This window comes from Spirillospora sp. NPDC052269 (assembly GCF_040679435.1).
Classification (GTDB): domain Bacteria; phylum Actinomycetota; class Actinomycetes; order Streptosporangiales; family Streptosporangiaceae; genus Spirillospora.
The window spans coordinates 93690-110699 of the sequence record NZ_JBFAUU010000018.1; the positions used below are offsets into that span (position 1 = coordinate 93690).

The 17010-nt window shown below is 71.5% G+C and carries 17 protein-coding genes; 8 read left to right on the forward strand and 9 right to left on the reverse strand.

Features of this window, described 5'->3' with window-relative positions:
• Nucleotides 1-236 precede the first annotated feature (236 nt).
• From AB0L06_RS33260 to AB0L06_RS33270, 3 genes are read left to right on the forward strand one after another with little or no spacing between them, the layout of a single operon-like run.
• Nucleotides 237-1043 (forward strand): ATP-binding cassette domain-containing protein, encoded by an 807-nt coding sequence (locus AB0L06_RS33260; protein ID WP_500235115.1) that lies wholly within the window; start codon nucleotides 237-239, stop codon nucleotides 1041-1043.
• Nucleotides 1040-3163 carry a YhgE/Pip family protein gene (locus tag AB0L06_RS33265; RefSeq protein ID WP_500235116.1) on the forward strand — a complete coding sequence of 708 codons (2124 nt, stop codon included), beginning with the start codon at nucleotides 1040-1042 and terminating at the stop codon, nucleotides 3161-3163. Before AB0L06_RS33260 ends, AB0L06_RS33265 begins: the two co-directional genes overlap by 4 nt.
• A gap of 13 nt (nucleotides 3164-3176) precedes the next feature.
• Nucleotides 3177-3755: a TetR/AcrR family transcriptional regulator gene (locus AB0L06_RS33270; RefSeq protein WP_500235117.1), complete on the forward strand. Its 579-nt coding sequence runs from the start codon at nucleotides 3177-3179 to the stop codon at nucleotides 3753-3755.
• Nucleotides 3756-3764: 9 nt separating this feature from the next.
• Here AB0L06_RS33270 and AB0L06_RS33275 read toward each other — a convergent pair whose 3' ends face one another.
• Together AB0L06_RS33275 and AB0L06_RS33280 are read right to left on the reverse strand one after the other, a co-directional pair.
• Nucleotides 3765-4232, reverse strand: a complete 468-nt coding sequence (locus AB0L06_RS33275) for a MarR family winged helix-turn-helix transcriptional regulator (RefSeq protein WP_500235118.1) — start codon at nucleotides 4230-4232, stop codon at nucleotides 3765-3767.
• A 114-nt stretch (nucleotides 4233-4346) separates the two neighbouring features.
• The gene (locus AB0L06_RS33280; RefSeq protein WP_500235119.1) at nucleotides 4347-4904 is read right to left on the reverse strand and encodes a hypothetical protein; all 558 of its coding nucleotides are present in this window, start codon (nucleotides 4902-4904) and stop codon (nucleotides 4347-4349) included.
• A 212-nt stretch (nucleotides 4905-5116) separates the two neighbouring features.
• Here AB0L06_RS33280 and AB0L06_RS33285 point away from each other — a divergent pair, with 212 nt between their 5' ends.
• Nucleotides 5117-5551, forward strand: a complete 435-nt coding sequence (locus AB0L06_RS33285) for a hypothetical protein (protein ID WP_500235120.1) — start codon at nucleotides 5117-5119, stop codon at nucleotides 5549-5551.
• A gap of 15 nt (nucleotides 5552-5566) precedes the next feature.
• Here AB0L06_RS33285 and AB0L06_RS33290 read toward each other — a convergent pair whose 3' ends face one another.
• From AB0L06_RS33290 to AB0L06_RS33310, 5 genes are read right to left on the reverse strand one after another with little or no spacing between them, the layout of a single operon-like run.
• Nucleotides 5567-7162, reverse strand: a complete 1596-nt coding sequence (locus AB0L06_RS33290) for an acyl-CoA synthetase (RefSeq protein ID WP_500235121.1) — start codon at nucleotides 7160-7162, stop codon at nucleotides 5567-5569.
• Nucleotides 7163-7211: 49 nt separating this feature from the next.
• A complete protein-coding gene (locus AB0L06_RS33295; protein ID WP_500235122.1) occupies nucleotides 7212-8369 on the reverse strand; it encodes a thiolase family protein in 1158 nt (385 codons plus the stop codon).
• On the reverse strand, nucleotides 8362-9408 hold the full coding sequence (locus AB0L06_RS33300) for a thiolase family protein (RefSeq protein WP_500235123.1): 1047 nt from the start codon (nucleotides 9406-9408) through the stop codon (nucleotides 8362-8364). The genes AB0L06_RS33295 and AB0L06_RS33300 overlap by 8 nt, the downstream gene beginning before the upstream one ends.
• Nucleotides 9408-10343 (reverse strand): Zn-ribbon domain-containing OB-fold protein, encoded by a 936-nt coding sequence (locus AB0L06_RS33305; protein ID WP_500235124.1) that lies wholly within the window; start codon nucleotides 10341-10343, stop codon nucleotides 9408-9410. The genes AB0L06_RS33300 and AB0L06_RS33305 overlap by 1 nt, the downstream gene beginning before the upstream one ends.
• A gap of 4 nt (nucleotides 10344-10347) precedes the next feature.
• On the reverse strand, nucleotides 10348-11913 hold the full coding sequence (locus AB0L06_RS33310) for an acyl-CoA synthetase (protein WP_500235125.1): 1566 nt from the start codon (nucleotides 11911-11913) through the stop codon (nucleotides 10348-10350).
• Between the two features lie 154 nt (nucleotides 11914-12067).
• On the opposite strand from AB0L06_RS33310, the gene AB0L06_RS33315 reads away from it, so the two are divergent.
• Complete coding sequence (locus AB0L06_RS33315; RefSeq protein WP_500235126.1) at nucleotides 12068-12880, forward strand: crotonase/enoyl-CoA hydratase family protein; 813 nt, start codon at nucleotides 12068-12070, stop codon at nucleotides 12878-12880.
• Here the strand turns inward: AB0L06_RS33315 and AB0L06_RS33320 are convergent.
• Entirely contained in the window at nucleotides 12865-13932 is a 1068-nt protein-coding gene (locus tag AB0L06_RS33320; protein WP_500235127.1) for a helix-turn-helix transcriptional regulator, read from the reverse strand. The two genes, AB0L06_RS33315 and AB0L06_RS33320, sit on opposite strands and share 16 nt — an antisense overlap.
• A gap of 33 nt (nucleotides 13933-13965) precedes the next feature.
• Between AB0L06_RS33320 and AB0L06_RS33325 the strand changes: the two genes are divergently transcribed.
• From AB0L06_RS33325 to AB0L06_RS33335, 3 genes are all read left to right on the forward strand, one after another.
• Complete coding sequence (locus tag AB0L06_RS33325; protein ID WP_500235128.1) at nucleotides 13966-15450, forward strand: MFS transporter; 1485 nt, start codon at nucleotides 13966-13968, stop codon at nucleotides 15448-15450.
• A 111-nt stretch (nucleotides 15451-15561) separates the two neighbouring features.
• Complete coding sequence (locus AB0L06_RS33330; protein ID WP_500235129.1) at nucleotides 15562-15831, forward strand: hypothetical protein; 270 nt, start codon at nucleotides 15562-15564, stop codon at nucleotides 15829-15831.
• 32 nt (nucleotides 15832-15863) lie between these two features.
• Nucleotides 15864-16067, forward strand: a complete 204-nt coding sequence (locus AB0L06_RS33335) for a type II toxin-antitoxin system RelE family toxin (RefSeq protein ID WP_500235130.1) — start codon at nucleotides 15864-15866, stop codon at nucleotides 16065-16067.
• A gap of 52 nt (nucleotides 16068-16119) precedes the next feature.
• On the opposite strand, the gene AB0L06_RS33340 is transcribed toward AB0L06_RS33335, so the two are convergent.
• Nucleotides 16120-16782 carry a maltokinase N-terminal cap-like domain-containing protein gene (locus AB0L06_RS33340; protein ID WP_500235131.1) on the reverse strand — a complete coding sequence of 221 codons (663 nt, stop codon included), beginning with the start codon at nucleotides 16780-16782 and terminating at the stop codon, nucleotides 16120-16122.
• Nucleotides 16783-17010: the final 228 nt, after the last annotated feature.

The following is a 17010-nucleotide window of genomic DNA, read 5'->3' on the forward strand; positions in this document are numbered from 1 at the left end:
TGACGTTTGCACCGGCGTTCCCGAGGTAGATCAGGCCCATGCCGTCCGCTTCCAGGCGGGCCGGGGTAGCCGCCGATCTTCGACAGGCCGCCTGGCCGCAGGGGCTTCATGCGCGTCCCCAGGGTGGCCGGGGGTGCGGGTGGTGAAGCTCACCCCTGGTCCTGGACGTTTCAACCATCCGTCCGCGTTAACGTTTTGTACTGACCGGTCAGTTCAAAAGTGGCGAGGGATCCGAGATGGCGGACGACGAGCACACCAGGACTCCGGCGGCGGTCGGCGCGTCCGGGGGGGACAGCGCCACCGCCGCCGGTTCGGCCTCCGAGGCCGGACCCGCGCCCGTGCGCGCTTCCGAGGGGGGCAAGCGCGCACGGCGCGGGCGCACGGCGGGCGCGCCGGCGCGCGTCACGGCCGACGGCCTGGCGATGCGCGGCAAGCGCGGCATGGTCTACACGGGCGTGACGTTCGACGTCCCCGCGGGCGGGCTGCTCGCGGTCAGCGGCGCGGGCGGCACCGGCCGGACGGCCCTGCTCCTCACCCTCGGCGGGCGGATGAAGCCGACCGAGGGAACCGCCAAGGTCGGGCCGTTCCGGCTCCCGGCCGACCTGCGGGCCGTCCAGCGGATCTCTGCGCTCGGCGTCGTGCCCGGCGTGAACGAGCTGGACCCGGCGCTGACCGTCCGCGAGCACCTCGGCGAGGCCCTCGACCTGCACGAAGGCATGTTCGGCCGGTGGCGCGGCCGGGCCCAGCGGGCCCACCACGCGCTGGAGCGCGTCGGCCTCGGCGACCTCGACCTCAAGCTGTCCGCCGGCGACCTCACCCCCGAGGAGGCCCAGCTGCTCGGCGCCGCGTGCGCGCTGGTCGGCCGCCCCGGCCTCCTCCTGCTGGACGACGTGGACGAGGGCCTGCCCCTCGACCGGCAGCGCGCCCTCTGGGAGCGGCTGCGCGCCGTCGCCGACTCCGGCGTCACCGTCATCGCCTCCTGCCAGGACCCCGCCCCCGCGCAGGGCCTCGCACTCGATCTGCTTCTGGAGACCCCCCGATGAGACTTCCCTCGCTGACGGCGGGCGAGCTGGAGCTGCGACGGTTCCGGCGGCATCCGCTGACCATGATCGCGCTGGTCGGGATGGTCCTGCTGCCCCTGCTGTACGCCGGGCTGTACCTGTGGTCGTTCTGGGACCCGTACGGCCGGATGCACAACCTCCCGGTCGCGCTCGTCGTGGACGACAGGCCCGCGAAGGCCGGCGACAAGAGCGTCGACGCCGGGCACGACCTGGCCGACCAGCTGAAGAAGCGGCAGGTCTTCGACTGGAAGACCGTGGACGGCGCGACCGCCGAGAAGGGCGTCCGCGACGGGAAGTACTACATGTCGCTGACGATCCCGGCGGACTTCAGCGAGCGGATCGCCGGCGCGTCCGGCAAGGAGCTGCCGACCCCGGCCGACCTGAAGGTCCGGATCAACGACTCGAACAACTACGTCGTCGGGTCGCTCGCGCAGGCCGCCTTCAAGGAGATCGGCGCGGCGGCGGGCGACAGCGCGGCGAAGGGCTATTTCGACCAGGTCTTCGTGTCGTTCGGGACGCTGCACGGGCAGCTGGAGAAGGCCTCGAAGGGCGCGGGCGAGATCGCCGACGGCAACAAGAAGCTCGCCGAGGCGGGCGGCAAGGTCAAGACCGGCGCGGGCGAGCTCAAGCAGGGCATCGACAAGGCGCAGGGCGTGTCCCAGCAGATCACCGACGGGCTCGGCACGCTCCAGAAGGGCGCGGACCAGGTCGCGGCGGGGAACAAGCAGCTCGCGGCGGGCGTCCAGCAGCTCGACACGGCCGTGGGGAACGCGGCGGACACGATCGTCCCGCTGCTGCAGAAGCACGCGCCGGAGATCCGGGACGGGGCGCTCCTCGTCGCCCGGGGCGCGGACGCGCTGACAGCAGGTGCCGCGGAGCTGCCGAAGCAGAGCGCGGACGCCCTCCAGCGGGCCGAGGCGGCGCAGGCGCAGCTCAAGCAGTACCTGGCGGCGCATCCGGAGGTCCCCGCGGACGTCCGGAAGCAGCTCACCGACTCGGCGGCGCGGGTGACCGACGTCGCGCGGCAGGTGAACACGTTCGTCCGGTCGCACACCGGCGATCTCAAGCGGCTCGCCGCGAACGCGCGGGAGGTCAAGGCCTCCGCGCAGAAGATCGCCAAGGACGCGCCGACGCTCGCGGGCAGGGTCGAGGCCGCCCGGAAGAACGTGGACCAGTTGAACGCGGGCGCGCAGAAGCTCGCCGGCGGCTCGGCGGAGGTCTCCACGGGATCCGGCAAGCTCCTGAACGGTTCGACCCAGCTGACGTCCGGCATCGGGCGGCTCTCGGGCGGCGCGGTGTCGCTGGAGACGGCGGTCGGGCAGATCAGCGACGGCAACGCCAAGGCCGCGCAGGGCGGCGGCGAGCTGTCCGGAGAGCTCGGCAAGGGCGCCGGGAAGGTCCCGGACTACGGCTCGGACGAGCGGGACTCCCGCGCGGACATGATGAGCAGCCCGGTCAAGCTCGCCAGCACGACCGACAACGCCGTGCCGAACTACGGCACCGGGTTCGCGCCGTTCTTCGTCCCGCTGTCGCTGTGGGTCGGCGCGATGATCGTCTACATGCTGCTGCGCCCGGTGAACCCGCGCGCCGCGGCCGGGACCGCGCCCGCCTGGCGGGTCGCGCTCGCGGGCTGGCTGCCCGCCGCCGTGATCGGCGTCGCGCAGGTCGCGGTCGTCCTGGCGGTGCTGCGCTGGGCGCCCGCGCTCGGCCTGCACGCCGAGCGGTGGCCGGGACTGATCGCGTTCCTGTCGCTGGCGTCCGCCGCGTTCCTCTCGGTGATCCAGTGGGTGAACGTGAAGTTCGGGCCCGTCGGACGGGTGATCGCGCTGGCGCTGCTGATGCTCCAGCTGACCTCGGCCGCGGGCACCTACCCGATCGAGACCAGCCCCGCGTTCTTCCAGGCCATCCGGCCGTTCATGCCCATGTCGTGGGTCGTGGACGGGGTCCGGCGGCTGATCAGCGGCGGGGAGCTCACGCCGGTATGGCAGGGTACGGGAGTACTGACGGCCTTCCTGGTCGGCGGGCTCGCGCTCACCGCCCTCGCCGTCCGCGGCAACCGGGTGTGGACGATGAAGCGCCTGCACCCCGTCCTCAAGCTCTGAGCGGGAGACACACGTGAGCCGGGCTGAGACGCGCGAGAAGTTGTTCACGGCGGCGATCGAGCTGATCGCCGAGCGCGGCTTCGCGGCCGCCTCGGTCGACCAGATCGCCGACCGGGCGGGCTGCGCCAAGGGCACCGTCTACTACAACTTCGGCAGCAAGAACGCGATGTTCACGGCGCTGCTGGAGTACGGCGTGGAGCGGTTCGGGGCCGCGCTGCGGAGCGCGACGGAGGGGCTGGAGCCCCTCGACGCGCTGTCCGCGGTCGTCCGGGCCGAGCTGGTGTTCATCGGCGAGCACGAGTCGTTCGCGCGGCTGCTGATCGCCGAGACGTGGCGGGCGGGCGGCGGCGACTGGCCGCAGGCCGCCCGGCTGATCCGGGAGCGCGCCATCGACGCGGTCGGCGACGTCGTCCGCGACGCCGTGGCGGCGGGCGTCCTGCGCTCCGACCTGGACGTGGCGATGGCCGCGTCCGCGGTGTTCGGGATGGTCCTCACGGTCGCGCTCGACTGGCGGACCCTCCAGCCCGACCGTCCGCTGGACGACGTCCACGCCACCCTGATGGACCTGCTCCGCGGCCGCATCACCACATGATCGGCGTGGTCAGTCCATCTCGCGGATCTCGGCGATGACCGACGGCATGGCGCGGTTGGTCCCCTGGATCCAGTCGAGCAGGATCCGCAGCGTGTCGTCGTCGACCTCGGCCATGCGCGCGCGGGACGCGCGCGCGACGGGCTCGAAGTAGGCGCCGAACGCGGCGACCCGCTCGGGGACGGCCTCGATGATCACGCGGCGCCGGTCCTCCGGGTCGGGGCTGCGCCGGACGTAGCCCGCGCGCTCCAGCCGGTCGATCACGGCGGTGATCGCGCCGCCGGTGGTGATGCCCATGAGCTGGGCGAGCCGGCCCGGCGTCTGGGGACCGTCCAGGACCAGGGCGTTGATGCACTGGGCGTCGGTGACATTGAGCCCCGCCTTGGCCGCCGTGGCGTGGTGCAGCAGCACCGTGTACATCGTGCCGCGCTGCATCTCGGCGCGCAGTTCCTCGACCATCCGGGCCCGTTCGGGGGTCACCGATCACCTCCGGGGAAACGTCTCTCAACAGAAGGGACGCTACAACGTTCCCAGGTCACGGGCGGGCGCCGGGAGCCGGCGCCCGCCCTCATCGGTCACAGATCAGATGGCGGGTCAGTTGCAGGACTTGCCCCAGGCCTTCACCAGCGCGGTCGGCACCTTGCCGCAGATCGCGCCGCCGGTGTCGCCGAGGTAGGCCCAGCTCTGCTGGCTGTCGCCCTTCTTCCACACGTGCGGGCCGTCCTGCTGGGACATCGGGTCGTTCTTGAAACCGATGTCACCGACGGCGTAGAAGGCGACGCCGCCGTTCGTCCCGGTCACCTTGCCGAACAGGAGGTGCGTCGGCGTGATGACGTTCTCGCGCGTGCCCTTCGGGTTGTTCTTCTTGGCCGTCTCGAAGTAGGTGTCCTGCAGGGCGCCGGAGAGATCACCCGGCACCGCCAGCCTGGTCGCCTTCATCGAGCCCTTGGGCTTGGCGGAGGAGCCCGACCCGGAAGCGTCTCCACCGCCGGTATCCCCACCCGAACCATCCGCTCCCTGACTGGCTGACGCGGTGGCCGCGGCATCCGTCTTGTCGTCCTTCTTGGAGTCGCCGCCGCAGGCCGCGAGGGTGGAACCGGCGACGCACATCGCCAGGGCGAAGGTCGCGCTCCTCAGCATCACTTTGTTCATGCGTCATGAGACACGGCGCGCGCTCAGAAGGTTGGCGGCCGGGATGATCTTTTTCCCCGTTCACGATCTGCCCGAAACGTGAAAGTCATCACCTCGGACGATCTATACTCGGCAATGGTCTGGACCACTGACCAGCGATCCGTGCCGTACCAGGGCGAACCCGCCCGCGAGCGGCGCGCGCGACGAACACGATTCCGCGCGGGGGCGAGAGCTTGAGCACCAACATCATCTCCACCGAGACCGTCGGCCTCTCGTCCGGCGAGGAGGCCGCCGTACGCCTGCGGCTGTCCGGGCTGGCCCCGGGCGAGCGCGGCACCCGGGCGGTCACCGTCCGCTACACCGGCGACCGCGACGCGGTCGTCGCGATGCGCGTCCGCCGCGAGGACGCCCGCTGCCCGCAGGCCGGGGACATCCGCGTCGGCATCTACGAGGCGTCCCGGCGGCGGCTCCCCTACCCGGTGTTCAGCGGCTCGCTCGCCGACTGCACCAGCCCCGACCGCCCCGAGCGCGGCTTCGGCAACTGGACGGCCCAGGGCGACGGCGCTCCGCACGAGGTCACCTACCAGGTCTGCTGGCACCTCCCCGAGGACGCCCCGGCCGACGACGCCGACCTGACCCTCACCTTCGCCGCCCGCAGCGTCGCCTGACCCCGTCTCGCCTGATCAAGCGGTCCGCTCGTCCGATCGGGCGGTTCCGCCCGCTTCGGCGACCTCCCGCGCCCACCGGTAGTCGGCCTTGCCCGCCGGGGAGCGCCTCATCTCCTCCACGAACGCGTACGCGCGCGGCACCTTGTACCCCGACAGGTGCCGGCGGCAGTGCGCGTCGAGATCGCCCGGATCCGGGGACGCGCCGGACGCCGGCTGGACGACGGCGGCGACCCGGGAGCCCCAGCGCTCGTCCGCGATCCCGGTGACGACCGCGTCGTAGACGTCCGGATGCCCCTTGAGGACGGCCTCGACCTCCTCCGGGAAGACCTTCTCGCCGCCGGTGTTGATCGCCTGCGAGCCGCGTCCGAAGACCGAGATCGTCCCGTCCTCCTCGACCGTCGCGATGTCCCCGGTGAGCAGCCAGCGGCGGCCGCCGGCCTCCGGGAACGTCCGCGCGGTCTTCTCCGGGTCGTTGTAGTAGCCGCGCGCGATGTGGCCGGTGCGGGCGAGCTGCCCGAGCACCCCCGATCCCGGCCGGACGGGCCGGAGCGCGTCGTCCAGGACGGCGATGTCCGGGACGTCCGGCAGGAAGCGCAGGCCCTTCTCGGGCGAGGTCCCCGCGACGGCGGCGGCGGTCGAGCCGGACTCGGTCGAGCCGAACCGGTCGAAGATCATCGTGTTGGGCAGCAGCGCGGCGAGGCGGTCGCGGACCGTCCCGGTGAGGATCGCGCCGGTCGACACGAACGCCAGCAGCGAGGACGTGTCGTAGCCGCCGCGCGCCAGCTCGTCCGCCATCGGGATCGCCATCGCGTCGCCGGTGACCGTCAGCGAGTTGACCCTCTCGCGCTCGATCGTCCGCCACGCCTCGGCGGCCTCGAAGCGGCGCGCGTAGACGACGGTCGCGCCCATGCACCAGGAGATGAACGTGGCCTGCTGGGCCGCGCCGTGCATGAGCGGCGCGATCGGCATCATCACCATCGGCCCGGACGAGCGGGCCAGGTCGACGACGTCGGCGGGCTTGTCCGGGGGCGGGAAGGACGGGTTCCAGAAGGCGCGGAGCATGCTCTCGACGCCCCACATGACGCCCTTGGGCATGCCCGTCGTGCCGCCCGTGTAGATGATGTAGGTGTCGTCCGGCGAGCGTTCCGGGAAGTCGCGGGTACCGGGCTGGACGGCCACGGCGTCGTCGTACCGGACGGTCCGCTCGATCGACGAGTCCCCCACCGAGATGAGATGCCGCAGCTCGGGGACGTCCGGGAGGGTCGCGGCGACGCGGTCGTCGAACTCGGCGTCGTAGATCAGCGCGACGCTGCCCGAGTCCCGGTAGAGGTAGCGCAGCTCGTCCTCGACGTACCGGTAGTTCACGTTGATCGGGACGGCGCGGATCTTCAGCGCGGCCAGGATCGCGGCGACGTACTCGATCCCGTTGTAGAGCTGGATCGCGACGTGCCGGTGCGGTTCCACCCCGGCGGCGCGCAGGTGGTGCGCGAGCCGGTTGGCGTGCTCGTCCAGCTCGGCGTAGGTCAGGCGGCGGTCGCCGCAGACGACGGCGGTGCGGTCCCCGACCGCGTCGGAGACCCCCTCGAACAGATCGGCGTGGTTGAACTCCATCGGGGCCTCCGGGGGTGGGCCGCCACGGCGGCCCGGGCCGTGTGCGTTCCTAGGGTTTGTCGCTGCCGACGATCCACATCGCGAAGAACTGCGCGCCGCCGCCGTAGGCGTGGCCGAGGGCGCGGCGCGCGCCGTCCACCTGGTGCTCCCCCGCCATGCCGCGCACCTGGAGCGCGGCCTCGGCGAACCGGATCATCCCGGACGCGCCGATCGGGTTGGACGACAGCACGCCGCCGGACGCGTTCCAGGGGATGTCGCCGTCCAGCGCGGTCGCTCCGCCCTCGGTGAGCTTCCAGCCCTCGCCCTCGCCGCAGAACCCGAGGTTCTCCAGCCACATCGGCTCGTACCAGGAGAACGGGACGTACACCTCGGCGACGTCGATCTCGCGGCGCGGGTCGGTGATCCCGGCCTGCCGGTACACGTCGGCGGCGCAGTCGATGCCGCCCTGCGGGTTCACGGTGTCGCGTCCGGCGAAGAAGATCGGCTCGGACCGCATCGCCGTGCCGTGCACCCAGGCGGGCTTGTTGGGGGCCCGCTTCGCGGCGTCCTCGGACGCGAGGACCATCGCGCACGCGCCGTCCGAGGACGGGCAGGTCTCCAGGTAGCGGATCGGCTCCCAAAGCATCGGCGTCGACTCGACCATCTCGCGCGAGATGCCGGGGATCTTGAGGTGCGCGTAGGGGTTCTTCAGCGCGTTCTCGCGGTCCTTGACGGCGACGAGCGTGCCGATGTGGTCGGGGGCTCCGCTGCGCCGCATGTACGCGCGGATGTGCGGCGCGAAGTAGCCGCCCGCGCCCACGACCAGCGACGTCGTGTACGGGCCGGACACGGTCAGCGCCCACGTCGCGTTCGATTCGGACTGCTTCTCCCACGCGACCGTGAGGACCCGGTCGTGCACGCCCGACTGGACGAGGCTCGCGGCGACGTTCGCGGTCGAGCCGCCCACCGACCCGGCGGTGTGCACCCGCATGATCGGCTTGCCGGACGCGCCGAGCGCGTCGGCGAGGTACCCCTCGGGCATCATCACGCCCTCGAACAGGTCGGGGGCCTTGCCGATGACGACGGCGTCGATGTCGGTCCAGGTCAGGCCCGCGTCGTCCAGCGCGCGGCGGGCGGCCTCGCGGAGCAGTCCGGCCATGGACACGTCCGGCCGCTTGGTCTTGTAGGCCGTCTGGCCCACGCCGATCACGGCGCACGGGTTAGCCATCGCTCTGTTCTCCCGACATGACGCAGACGAGGTTCTGCTGCAGGCAGGGTCCGGACGTGGCGTGCGCGAGGACGCGTCCCGCCGTCCCGCCGGAGATCCGCGCGGCGGCCTCGCCGATGCGGATCAGGCCGGTCGCCATCACCGGGTTCGCCGCGAGCGGCCCGCCGGACGGGTTGACCGCGACGCCGTCGCCGAGGTCCAGGGCGTCCCGCAGGATCAGCTCCTCGTGGCTGAACTGGGTGTGCAGTTCGGCGACCTCCACGCCGTCGGCGCCGCCCGCCTTCGCGGCGGCCAGGCGGGTGGACGGCGAGGACGTCAGGTCCCGGAATCCGGGCTGGTGCGGCTCGCCGCGATGGTCGATGCCGGTGATCCAGGCGGGACGTTCGGCCAGCTCACGGGCCTTGTCCCCGGCCGCGAGGACGATCGCCGCGGCGCCGTCGGTGACGGGTGCGACGTCGTGCGGGCGGAGCGGCGCGACCTCGTACCCGTCGTCGTCGCCGGGGTCGTCCAGGTGGAGGGCGGACGGGTTGGCGCGTCCGTCCGCGCGGGCTTTGGCGGCGATCTCGCGGAGTCGCCGCTCGTCGGTGCGCGTGTGCTCCAGGTAGGCGCGGGCCTGGAGGGCGGCGAGCGAGACCTGGTCGACGCCGAGCGGCGCGAGGTAGTACGGGTCGAGGCTCTGGGTGAAGACCTCCGGGTAGGCGGCCTGCGACGTCTTCCCGAAGCCGTACACGAGCGCCGTGTCGACCTCGCCGTGCTGGAGCTTCACCCACGCCTCGTACAGCGCCCACGCGGCGTCCATCTCGACGTGGCTCTCGGAGATCGGCGGCCACGCGCCGACGGCGTCCAGCGCGGACACGAACGAGAACGGCGCGCCGACCAGGTAGTCGTTCGAGCCGGAGCAGGTGAACCCGAACCGGGTGACGCCGGTGCGCCGCTTGATCTCGGTGATGACGGGGGCGAGCAGCTCGGTCTCGGAGAGTCCCGCGTCCTCGCCCGTGTGCCGGGTCTGCGCGAACGCGACGACCGCTACGGGGCGCATCAGATGTGGTCCTTGATCTCGTCGAAGGGGACGTCCGGCTCGCCGGTCGGCTCGAACCACCTGATGTTCGCCATCGACCGGGTCCACTCCTCGCGCGGACGCCACGCCGCGCGGACCCGCATGCCCATCCGCACCTGGTCCGCCGGGATGCCCGCGACCAGCGCCAGCATGGTGAGCCCGGCGCCGTCCAGCAGGATGTACGCGGACACGAACGGGACCTCGGGCGCGCGCGGGTCGGGCAGGTTGTTCACCGCGAACGTGGTGACGGTGCCGGTGTCCGGGAGCTCGACCTCCTCGGACGTCGGGACGCCGTCCTTCGGGCACAGTCCCTTCATCGGGACGATCACCTGCCCGCACACGTCGCAGCGGTGCCCGAGGATCTTCCCCTGCTCGACGCCCTCCAGGAACCGGTCGAGGGCCCGTCCGCCCTGGAGGCGGTACTCGAGGCGGCTCGGCGCGTTGATCATCGTGACCTCGGGCTGGAAGCACTCGATGTCGCCGATGCCTCCGACGCGTTCGGCCCGCCAGCGCGGGCGGACGCGCATCCCCGTCTTGAGCCGGCGTGGAGGCTTCGCCCCGAGCTCGAAGACGCCCAGGTCGAGGGCGTGGAGGAGGGCCGTGTCCGCGCCGTCCGGGCGGATGAGCGCCCACGCGAACGGACGGTCGAGCGGATGCGTCTTGCGCGGGTTCGGCACCCATGACCAGCTGGTCACCGTCCCGACCGGGCCGACGTCGACGAACTCGTCCGTGACGTCGTCGCCGGTGTCCGGGTCGTACTCGACGGGCGGGAACAGGACGCGTCCGGTCCTGGTCCTGACGCCTTTCAGGCGGCCGTCGCGGAGTTCGGACAGGAAGCGTCCGATGACGGGCCCGACCGAGCGCGTGTAGCCGCCGGGGAACTCCAGGACATGGTTCGTCGGTTCGCTAGATGGCACGTCGCTAGATGGCACGCTCACGGTCCTTCCAGTACGGGTCCCGGAGCTTGCGTTTGAGGAGCTTCCCGTTCGGCTCGCGCGGCATCGTCTCGATGAAGTCGATCGTCCGCGGCCACTTCATCTTCGCGAGGCGGCCCTCGAGGGCCTTCAGGATCTCGGCGGCGAGTTCGGGGCCGGGTTCGACGCCCGCGGCGGGCTCGACGACGGCCTTGATCTGCTCGCCCCACTCCTCGTCCGGAATGCCGAACACGGCGACGTCCGCGACCTTGGGATGCAGGACGATCTCGTTCTCGATCTCGGCCGGGTAGATGTTCGCGCCGCCCGAGATGATCATGTCGGACTTGCGGTCGGACAGGAACAGGAAGCCGTCCTCGGTGAGGTGGCCGACGTCCCCGACCGTGAAGAAGCCGTTGAGGCGCGACTCCTCGGTCTTGGCCTTGTCGCCCTTGTACTCGAAGTCGCCGCTGACCATCCTCATGTAGATCGTGCCGGGCGCGTCCGCCGGGACGGGCTCGCCGTCGTCGTCCACGAGCAGCAGCTCGCTGATCGGCCACGCCTTGCCGACCGTCCCGGGATGCGCGCGCCAGTCCTGCGGGGACGCGATCGTCCCGCCGCCCTCGGTCGCCGCGTAGTACTCCCAGATGCAGTCGCCCCACCAGTCGAGCATCTGCTGCTTCAGCGGCACCGGGCACGGCGCGGCGGCGTGGATCGCCCACCGCATGGACGACACGTCGTACCGCTTGCGGACGTCCTCCGGCAGCGACAGCAGCCGCTTGAAGTGCGTCGGGACCATGTGGGTGTTCGTGATCGCGTACTTGTCGATCAGGCGGAGGGTGTCCTCGGCGTCCCACTGGTCGACGTAGACGAGCGTGTGGCCCATCTGCAGGGCCGTCCCGCCGAACTGCGTGACGGCCGTGTGGTAGTTCGGCGAGGTGACCAGGTGCGCCTGCGGGTCCTGGCCGGCGGGACGTCCCGGCTGGATGCCGAACATGGTGAGCAGGAACGTCATCAGCTCGGCCGAGTCGTCCGGGTCGATGCCGTGCAGCCTGCGCCGGACACCCTTCGGACGTCCGGTCGTCCCGGACGTGTAGTGCATCGTCGCGCCGCTGGTGCGCTCGTCCGGGAGGGTTTCGGGCTGACCGTCCTCCACCTCGGACACGGGCCGGAAGCCGGGGACGTCACCGAACGCGAACCGCCGCCGCGGGTCGAGGTCCGCCGCCTCGGCGGCCTCCGCGCCCGCCTCCGCGAACCGCTCGTGGACGAAGAACGCCTTGGCCTCGCTGTCGGCGACGATGTAGCCGATCTCCGGCCCGGTCAGGTGCCAGTTGATCGGCGTGTAGTACCAGCCCGCCTGGAGCGCGGCCAGGTACAGCACCAGTCCCTCGACGCCGTTCGGGACCAGCCCGCAGAACCCGTCGCCCGCCTCCAGGCCGAGCCCGCGAAGCCCGTGGACGACGCGGTTGGCGCGGGCGAGCAGGTCCCCCGCGCGATGCTCGGTCCCGTCCGGATCGACGGCCGCGACCCACTCCGGGTCGGCCTGCGCCAGCCGCCAGAAGCCCAACGATCCCATCGGCTCTCCCTCGGTGATCGCGTGCGTCGCCGGAGCCTCGACACCTCCGACGGCAAAAGTAGAGCACGTTCTCGTTTTGTCCGGCAAGACCTGTTGGCGTGGGCTGATCGTTACTAGAATCTGTTCCTGTTTACCGGACGTCCGGAGGTGGCCGATGGTCGAGACCCTGCCGATCAGCACCGAGCACTGCACCGTCGAGCGGGACGGCCACGTCGTCGTCGTCACGATGAACCGCCCCGAGGCACGCAACGCGCTCTCGTCCGCGATGCTCGTCGGCCTCGCCGACGCGTGGGCCTACATGTCCGAGACACCGGAGGTGCGGGTCGGCATCCTGACCGGAGCCGAGGAACACTTCTGCGCGGGCGCGGACCTGAAGGCGATGAGCAAGCCGCCGTCCGACCCGCGCGTGCAGGAGCGGATGTCCCAGATAACCGACTTCCATTGGAAGGGCCTCCTGCGTGACGGCCAGCCGACGAAACCCCTCATCTGCGCGGTCGAGGGCTACGCCGTCGCCGGAGGCACCGAACTGTTGGTCGGCACTGACCTTCGCGTCGTGGCCGAGGACGCGACGCTGGGCCTGTACGAGGCGAAACGCGGCCTGTTCCCTATGGGCGGGTGCGCGATCCGCCTGCCGCGCCAGATCGGCTACGCGAACGCGATGGACATCCTGCTGACGGCCCGCTCGGTGACCCCGGCCGAGGCGTTGTCGATGGGATTGATCAACCAGGTCGTTCCGTCCGGCACGGCTTTGGAAGCGGCCCGGGTTCTGGCCGATCAGATCGCGGCCTGCGGGCCCCTCGCCGTCCAGGCCATCCTCCGCGCCTACCGCGAGACGGCTCACCTGCCGGAGGACGAGGCCCTGAAGATCTCGGACGAGATCGGCTGGCCCGTCATCGGCTCCCAGGACGCCAAGGAGGGCTCCCTGGCGTTCAAGGAGAAGCGTCCTCCGGTCTACAAGGGCGAGTGACGAGACCGGGCCCGGTCGATCCTGGCGGCCAGCCCGTCGAACGCGTCGCGCAGGTCCTTCGGCTCGACGTCGTGGAGGTCGGCGTCGAAGGTGACGAAGAGGCCGGCTACGCCCATCCAGGACCAGCCGACAATGGTGAGGCGGCAGCTCCGCTCGTCGATGTGCTCGACCACGGATCCACCGGGCGCCCAGCGGGCGACGAGCCCGGCGGGAAGGTCGACGGTCGCGCTGCCCCTGCACTGCCACGGCCCGGCGGTGTCACCGCGATCGGGGTTCTGGATGACGAGGCGGGTGAGGTCGTCGTCCGTCAGGGGCACCGGCGTGAACGGCGGCCCGGACGGCTCACGCGGCACGATCCGGTCAACGCGATAGGTCCCCCATCCGGCAGTCGTCCGCTCATGGGTCGCACGGTCGCGGGACGCGCCCTCGCTGGGCACACGGTCACTGGGCACGCGGTCGCGGGCGACGAGGTACCAGCGGCCTGCCCACACGACGAGGTGGTGGGGCTCGACCTCGCGCGGCGGCGTGAAGCCCGGCTCGCCGGGAGCCGGGACCGTCCCGCTGGGTGAGCGGTAGTCGAAGCGCAGCGTCCGGCGCGTGCGGATCGCCGACCCGACGGCCTGCAGCGTCGCGACGCCGACGGGCGAGTCGGCGAACTCCCAGTAGTTGCGGAGCGCCGTGAGCTCGAACGCCTCGGACGCGGCCCGCAACCGTGCGGGCATCACCTGCCGCAGCGTCGTCAAAGCCCTGGTCACGGCGTCGTCGATGCCCGCGACGGTCGCGGGCGCGGTCTGAAGCGCGATCGCGATGGCGACGGCCTGATCGTCATCGAGGACGAGCGGCGGGAGCTTCCCGCCCGCCCCGAGCCGGTAACCGCCGCCGGGCCCCAGGACCGCCTCGACGGGATAGCCGAGTTCGCGCAACGTGTCGACGTCCCGCCGCAGCGTCCGGGCACTCACCCCGAGCCTTGCGGCAAGCTCCGCGCCAGGCCACTCGGCGCGCGCCTCCAGCAAGGACAGCAGTCGCAGGATCCGTGCGGACGTGTCAGCCATGCCCGGCAGCCTGGCAGCAATGGCGGACACTCCATGACCGCCACCGATGTCACGTTGCCGTCCATGAACACCGAAACCCCAACCGAGGCGCCGCCTTCCGGTGTGACGGGCGGACGCGCCACCGTGGCGCTCCTCGTCGTCCTGTTCGCCTCGTTCATGGACCTGCTGGACGTCACGATCGTCACCGTCGCCGCGCCGTCCATCGGCCGGGACCTGCATGCCAGCGAGGCCCAACTCCAGTGGATGCTCGCCGGATACACCCTGGCCCTCGGGTCGGGGCTGATCACCGGCGGCCGGATCGGCGACGACTACGGCCGCCGCAAGGTGTTCCTCATCGGCCTCGCCGGATTCGCGCTCGCGTCCGCGGCCTGCGCCCTCGCGCCATCGGCGGGGGCGCTGATCGCCATGCGCGTCCTGCAAGGGCTCGCGGGCGGGTTCATGGTCCCGCAGGTGTTCGGGATCATCCGCTCCTCGTTCGCGCCCGCCGCGATGGCGCGGGCCTTCGGCGCGTACGGCGCCGTCCAGGGCCTCGCCGCCGTCGCGGGCCCCCTGCTGGGCGGCGCGCTGGTGGACGCCGACCTGTGGGGCCTGGCCTGGCGGACGATCTTCTGGGTCAACGTGCCGGTCGCCGTCGTCGCGCTCGTCCTCGGCGCCCGCGTGCTCCCGGAATCTACCGCGTCCCGCCGCGAACGCCTCGACGTCGTCGGAGCCGTCCTGTCCGCCCTGGCCATCGCCCTGATCCTCTTGCCGCTCGTCCAGGGCCGCGACTGGGGCTGGCCTTGGTGGGGCTGGGCCCTGCTGGCCGCAGGCGTGGCCCTCCTCGTCTCGTTCGTCCTATACGAACGCGGCCTGGCGTCCCGCGGCGGCCTCCCCGTCCTGGACCCCGGCCTCCTGCGCATCCGGACCTTCTCCGCCGGACTGGCCGCCTCGGTCCTCTTCTTCGGCGCCCTGGGCTCGTTCTTCCTCGTCCTCTCCCTGTACCTCCAGGCGGGCACCCACCGATCCGCGTGGGACACCGGGCTGGTGATCCTCCCCTACGCGATCGGCTCGATGGTCACCTCGGGGATGGGCGTCCAGCTCGCCGCGAAGGCCGGACGCGCCCTGCTCGTGACCGGCTCACTCGTCCTCGCCGCGTCCCAGGGCATGCTCTGGCTGCTGGTCCGCGACGGTGGCCACCCGGGCTACTGGCCGCTGGCCGCCGCCCTGTTCCTGGGTGGCCTCGGCCTGGGCCTGGGCGCCCCGATCCTGGTCAACGTCGTCCTCGCAGGCGTCCCCGGCCGCCACGCCGGCGCCGCCGGAGGCGCCCTCTCCACGGTCAACCAGATCGGCGGCGCCGTCGGAGTGGCCGTCCTGGGCACCGTCTTCTTCGACGCCCTGACTCCCAGCCCGTCCCCCACCGACTACGGAAGCGCCCTGGCCACCGTCATGCCCTGGCAGGTAGCCGCCTACGTGGCCGCCGCCCTCCTCATGCTCACCCTCCCCAGAACCACCACGCCCCACAAAGCCGTCACCGATTGACTTCGACACCCGAACGGCCCGTCCCGATCATTCCGGGACGGGCCAGGCACTGATCCACACCTGATCGCCAAGGGCACGTGATCTTGCAGGTCGTCCGGGTACCCTGCGGTCATGAGCGCTCAGCCGATCGACCCCGGCCCCGGGGAAGCCGCCACCGAGCCGTACGAGGTGATCCACCTCGGCGGTGAAACCGCGGCTGTCGTGCCCTTGGACGACCTCCGCCGTTTCAAGGCCCTGGAGAAGAACGCCTCCCCCGAAGCCCTGGACGAAGCCGCAGCGACTGCCGCATCGGCGGAGCTGGACGACTGGATCGCCGCAGGACGGCTCGGGGAGAAGACGCACGAGGAGTTCATGGCGGAAATCCTCGGCAGTCACCGCTGAATCTCAAATGGTCAGAACTCGGTCAGCGCACGATGTGGCGCTACGTCCATGACCAGGACGGCATGCACGCGATCGCAGCAGCCGTAGCCGCCCTCTCGGAAAATCCCACACCGCCGGAGGCCTTCCGCTGGGGCAGCGACGGCGGCTACCGGCTTCGTGTCGGGCCGTATCGCGTCATGTACCGGCTTGAAATTGATGCGGTCCTGGTCGCCCGCATCGACCGCGTTTCCGAGTAGCCTGCCCCAACCATAGGCGGCCCGCCCCGGATCACTCCGGAACGGGCCGCTCTCAGAACTCGCGGCTCACATGCGTGAAAGCGAAGAACCCGCGCGGGCGACTGCCGTCCGAGCTGCGCCATGATCCGGTGAGGTGGCCGGTCGAGCCTCCGGGCGGACGCGTCGCTCCATGCGGAGCGGTGTACATGAGCCGTTGCAGGCGGAGGACGGTCCCCTGCGGCGCGCGCAGCTCCGTGCCGTCCTCATCGTCCACGGGAGGGCCGGTGAAGTCCCTGGGATCGAGGACGTCGCCGGTGTACTCGCGAAAGACGTCCCGATCGGGAGCGCCGCCGACGTACTGGTCCTGAGCCTGGGCTCGTCCCTCGATCAGAGCCAGCAGTTGGCCGACCATCACCAGGTCGTGGCAGCCGTCGTAGGCCCAGCGCCGTCCCAGCACCCCGTGCTCCATCGTGCCGACGAGCGCATGCTCGGCCCCGTCCAGCGGCGCACCCCGGTAGGTGAGCGGCACGAGGTACGTGACCGGAAGCGTCCCCGAGGTGTCGGCGACCACCTTGAACTCGATCCCGACCTCCCCCTCGGGATCGTCCAGCCGAAAGCCACCCACATCAGCCAACTGCGGCTCGCCCTCACCCCGGTACCAGCTCCGAGAAGGAAGCCAGGCACTCAGCAGTTCCAACTTGGACGGCCTGAGCTCCGCCTGGTGAATAACAGCCATGCGGTGATCTTCCCCGCCCCTCCGGCTCCCCGTCCATGAGGTCATCAACGAAACGGCCCGTCCCGGACCACTCCAGGAAGGGCCGCTACGCAGCCCCAGCAACGTCGAAACCTCGAGGCGTGGCTGGCGAACCCGGTGGACTTCGCCCCCGCCCCATCGCCTTCCAGCACGACCAGCGAGTCCAGCGAGCCGTTCACCACACCCACCAGGGAGCTACGACACGATCAG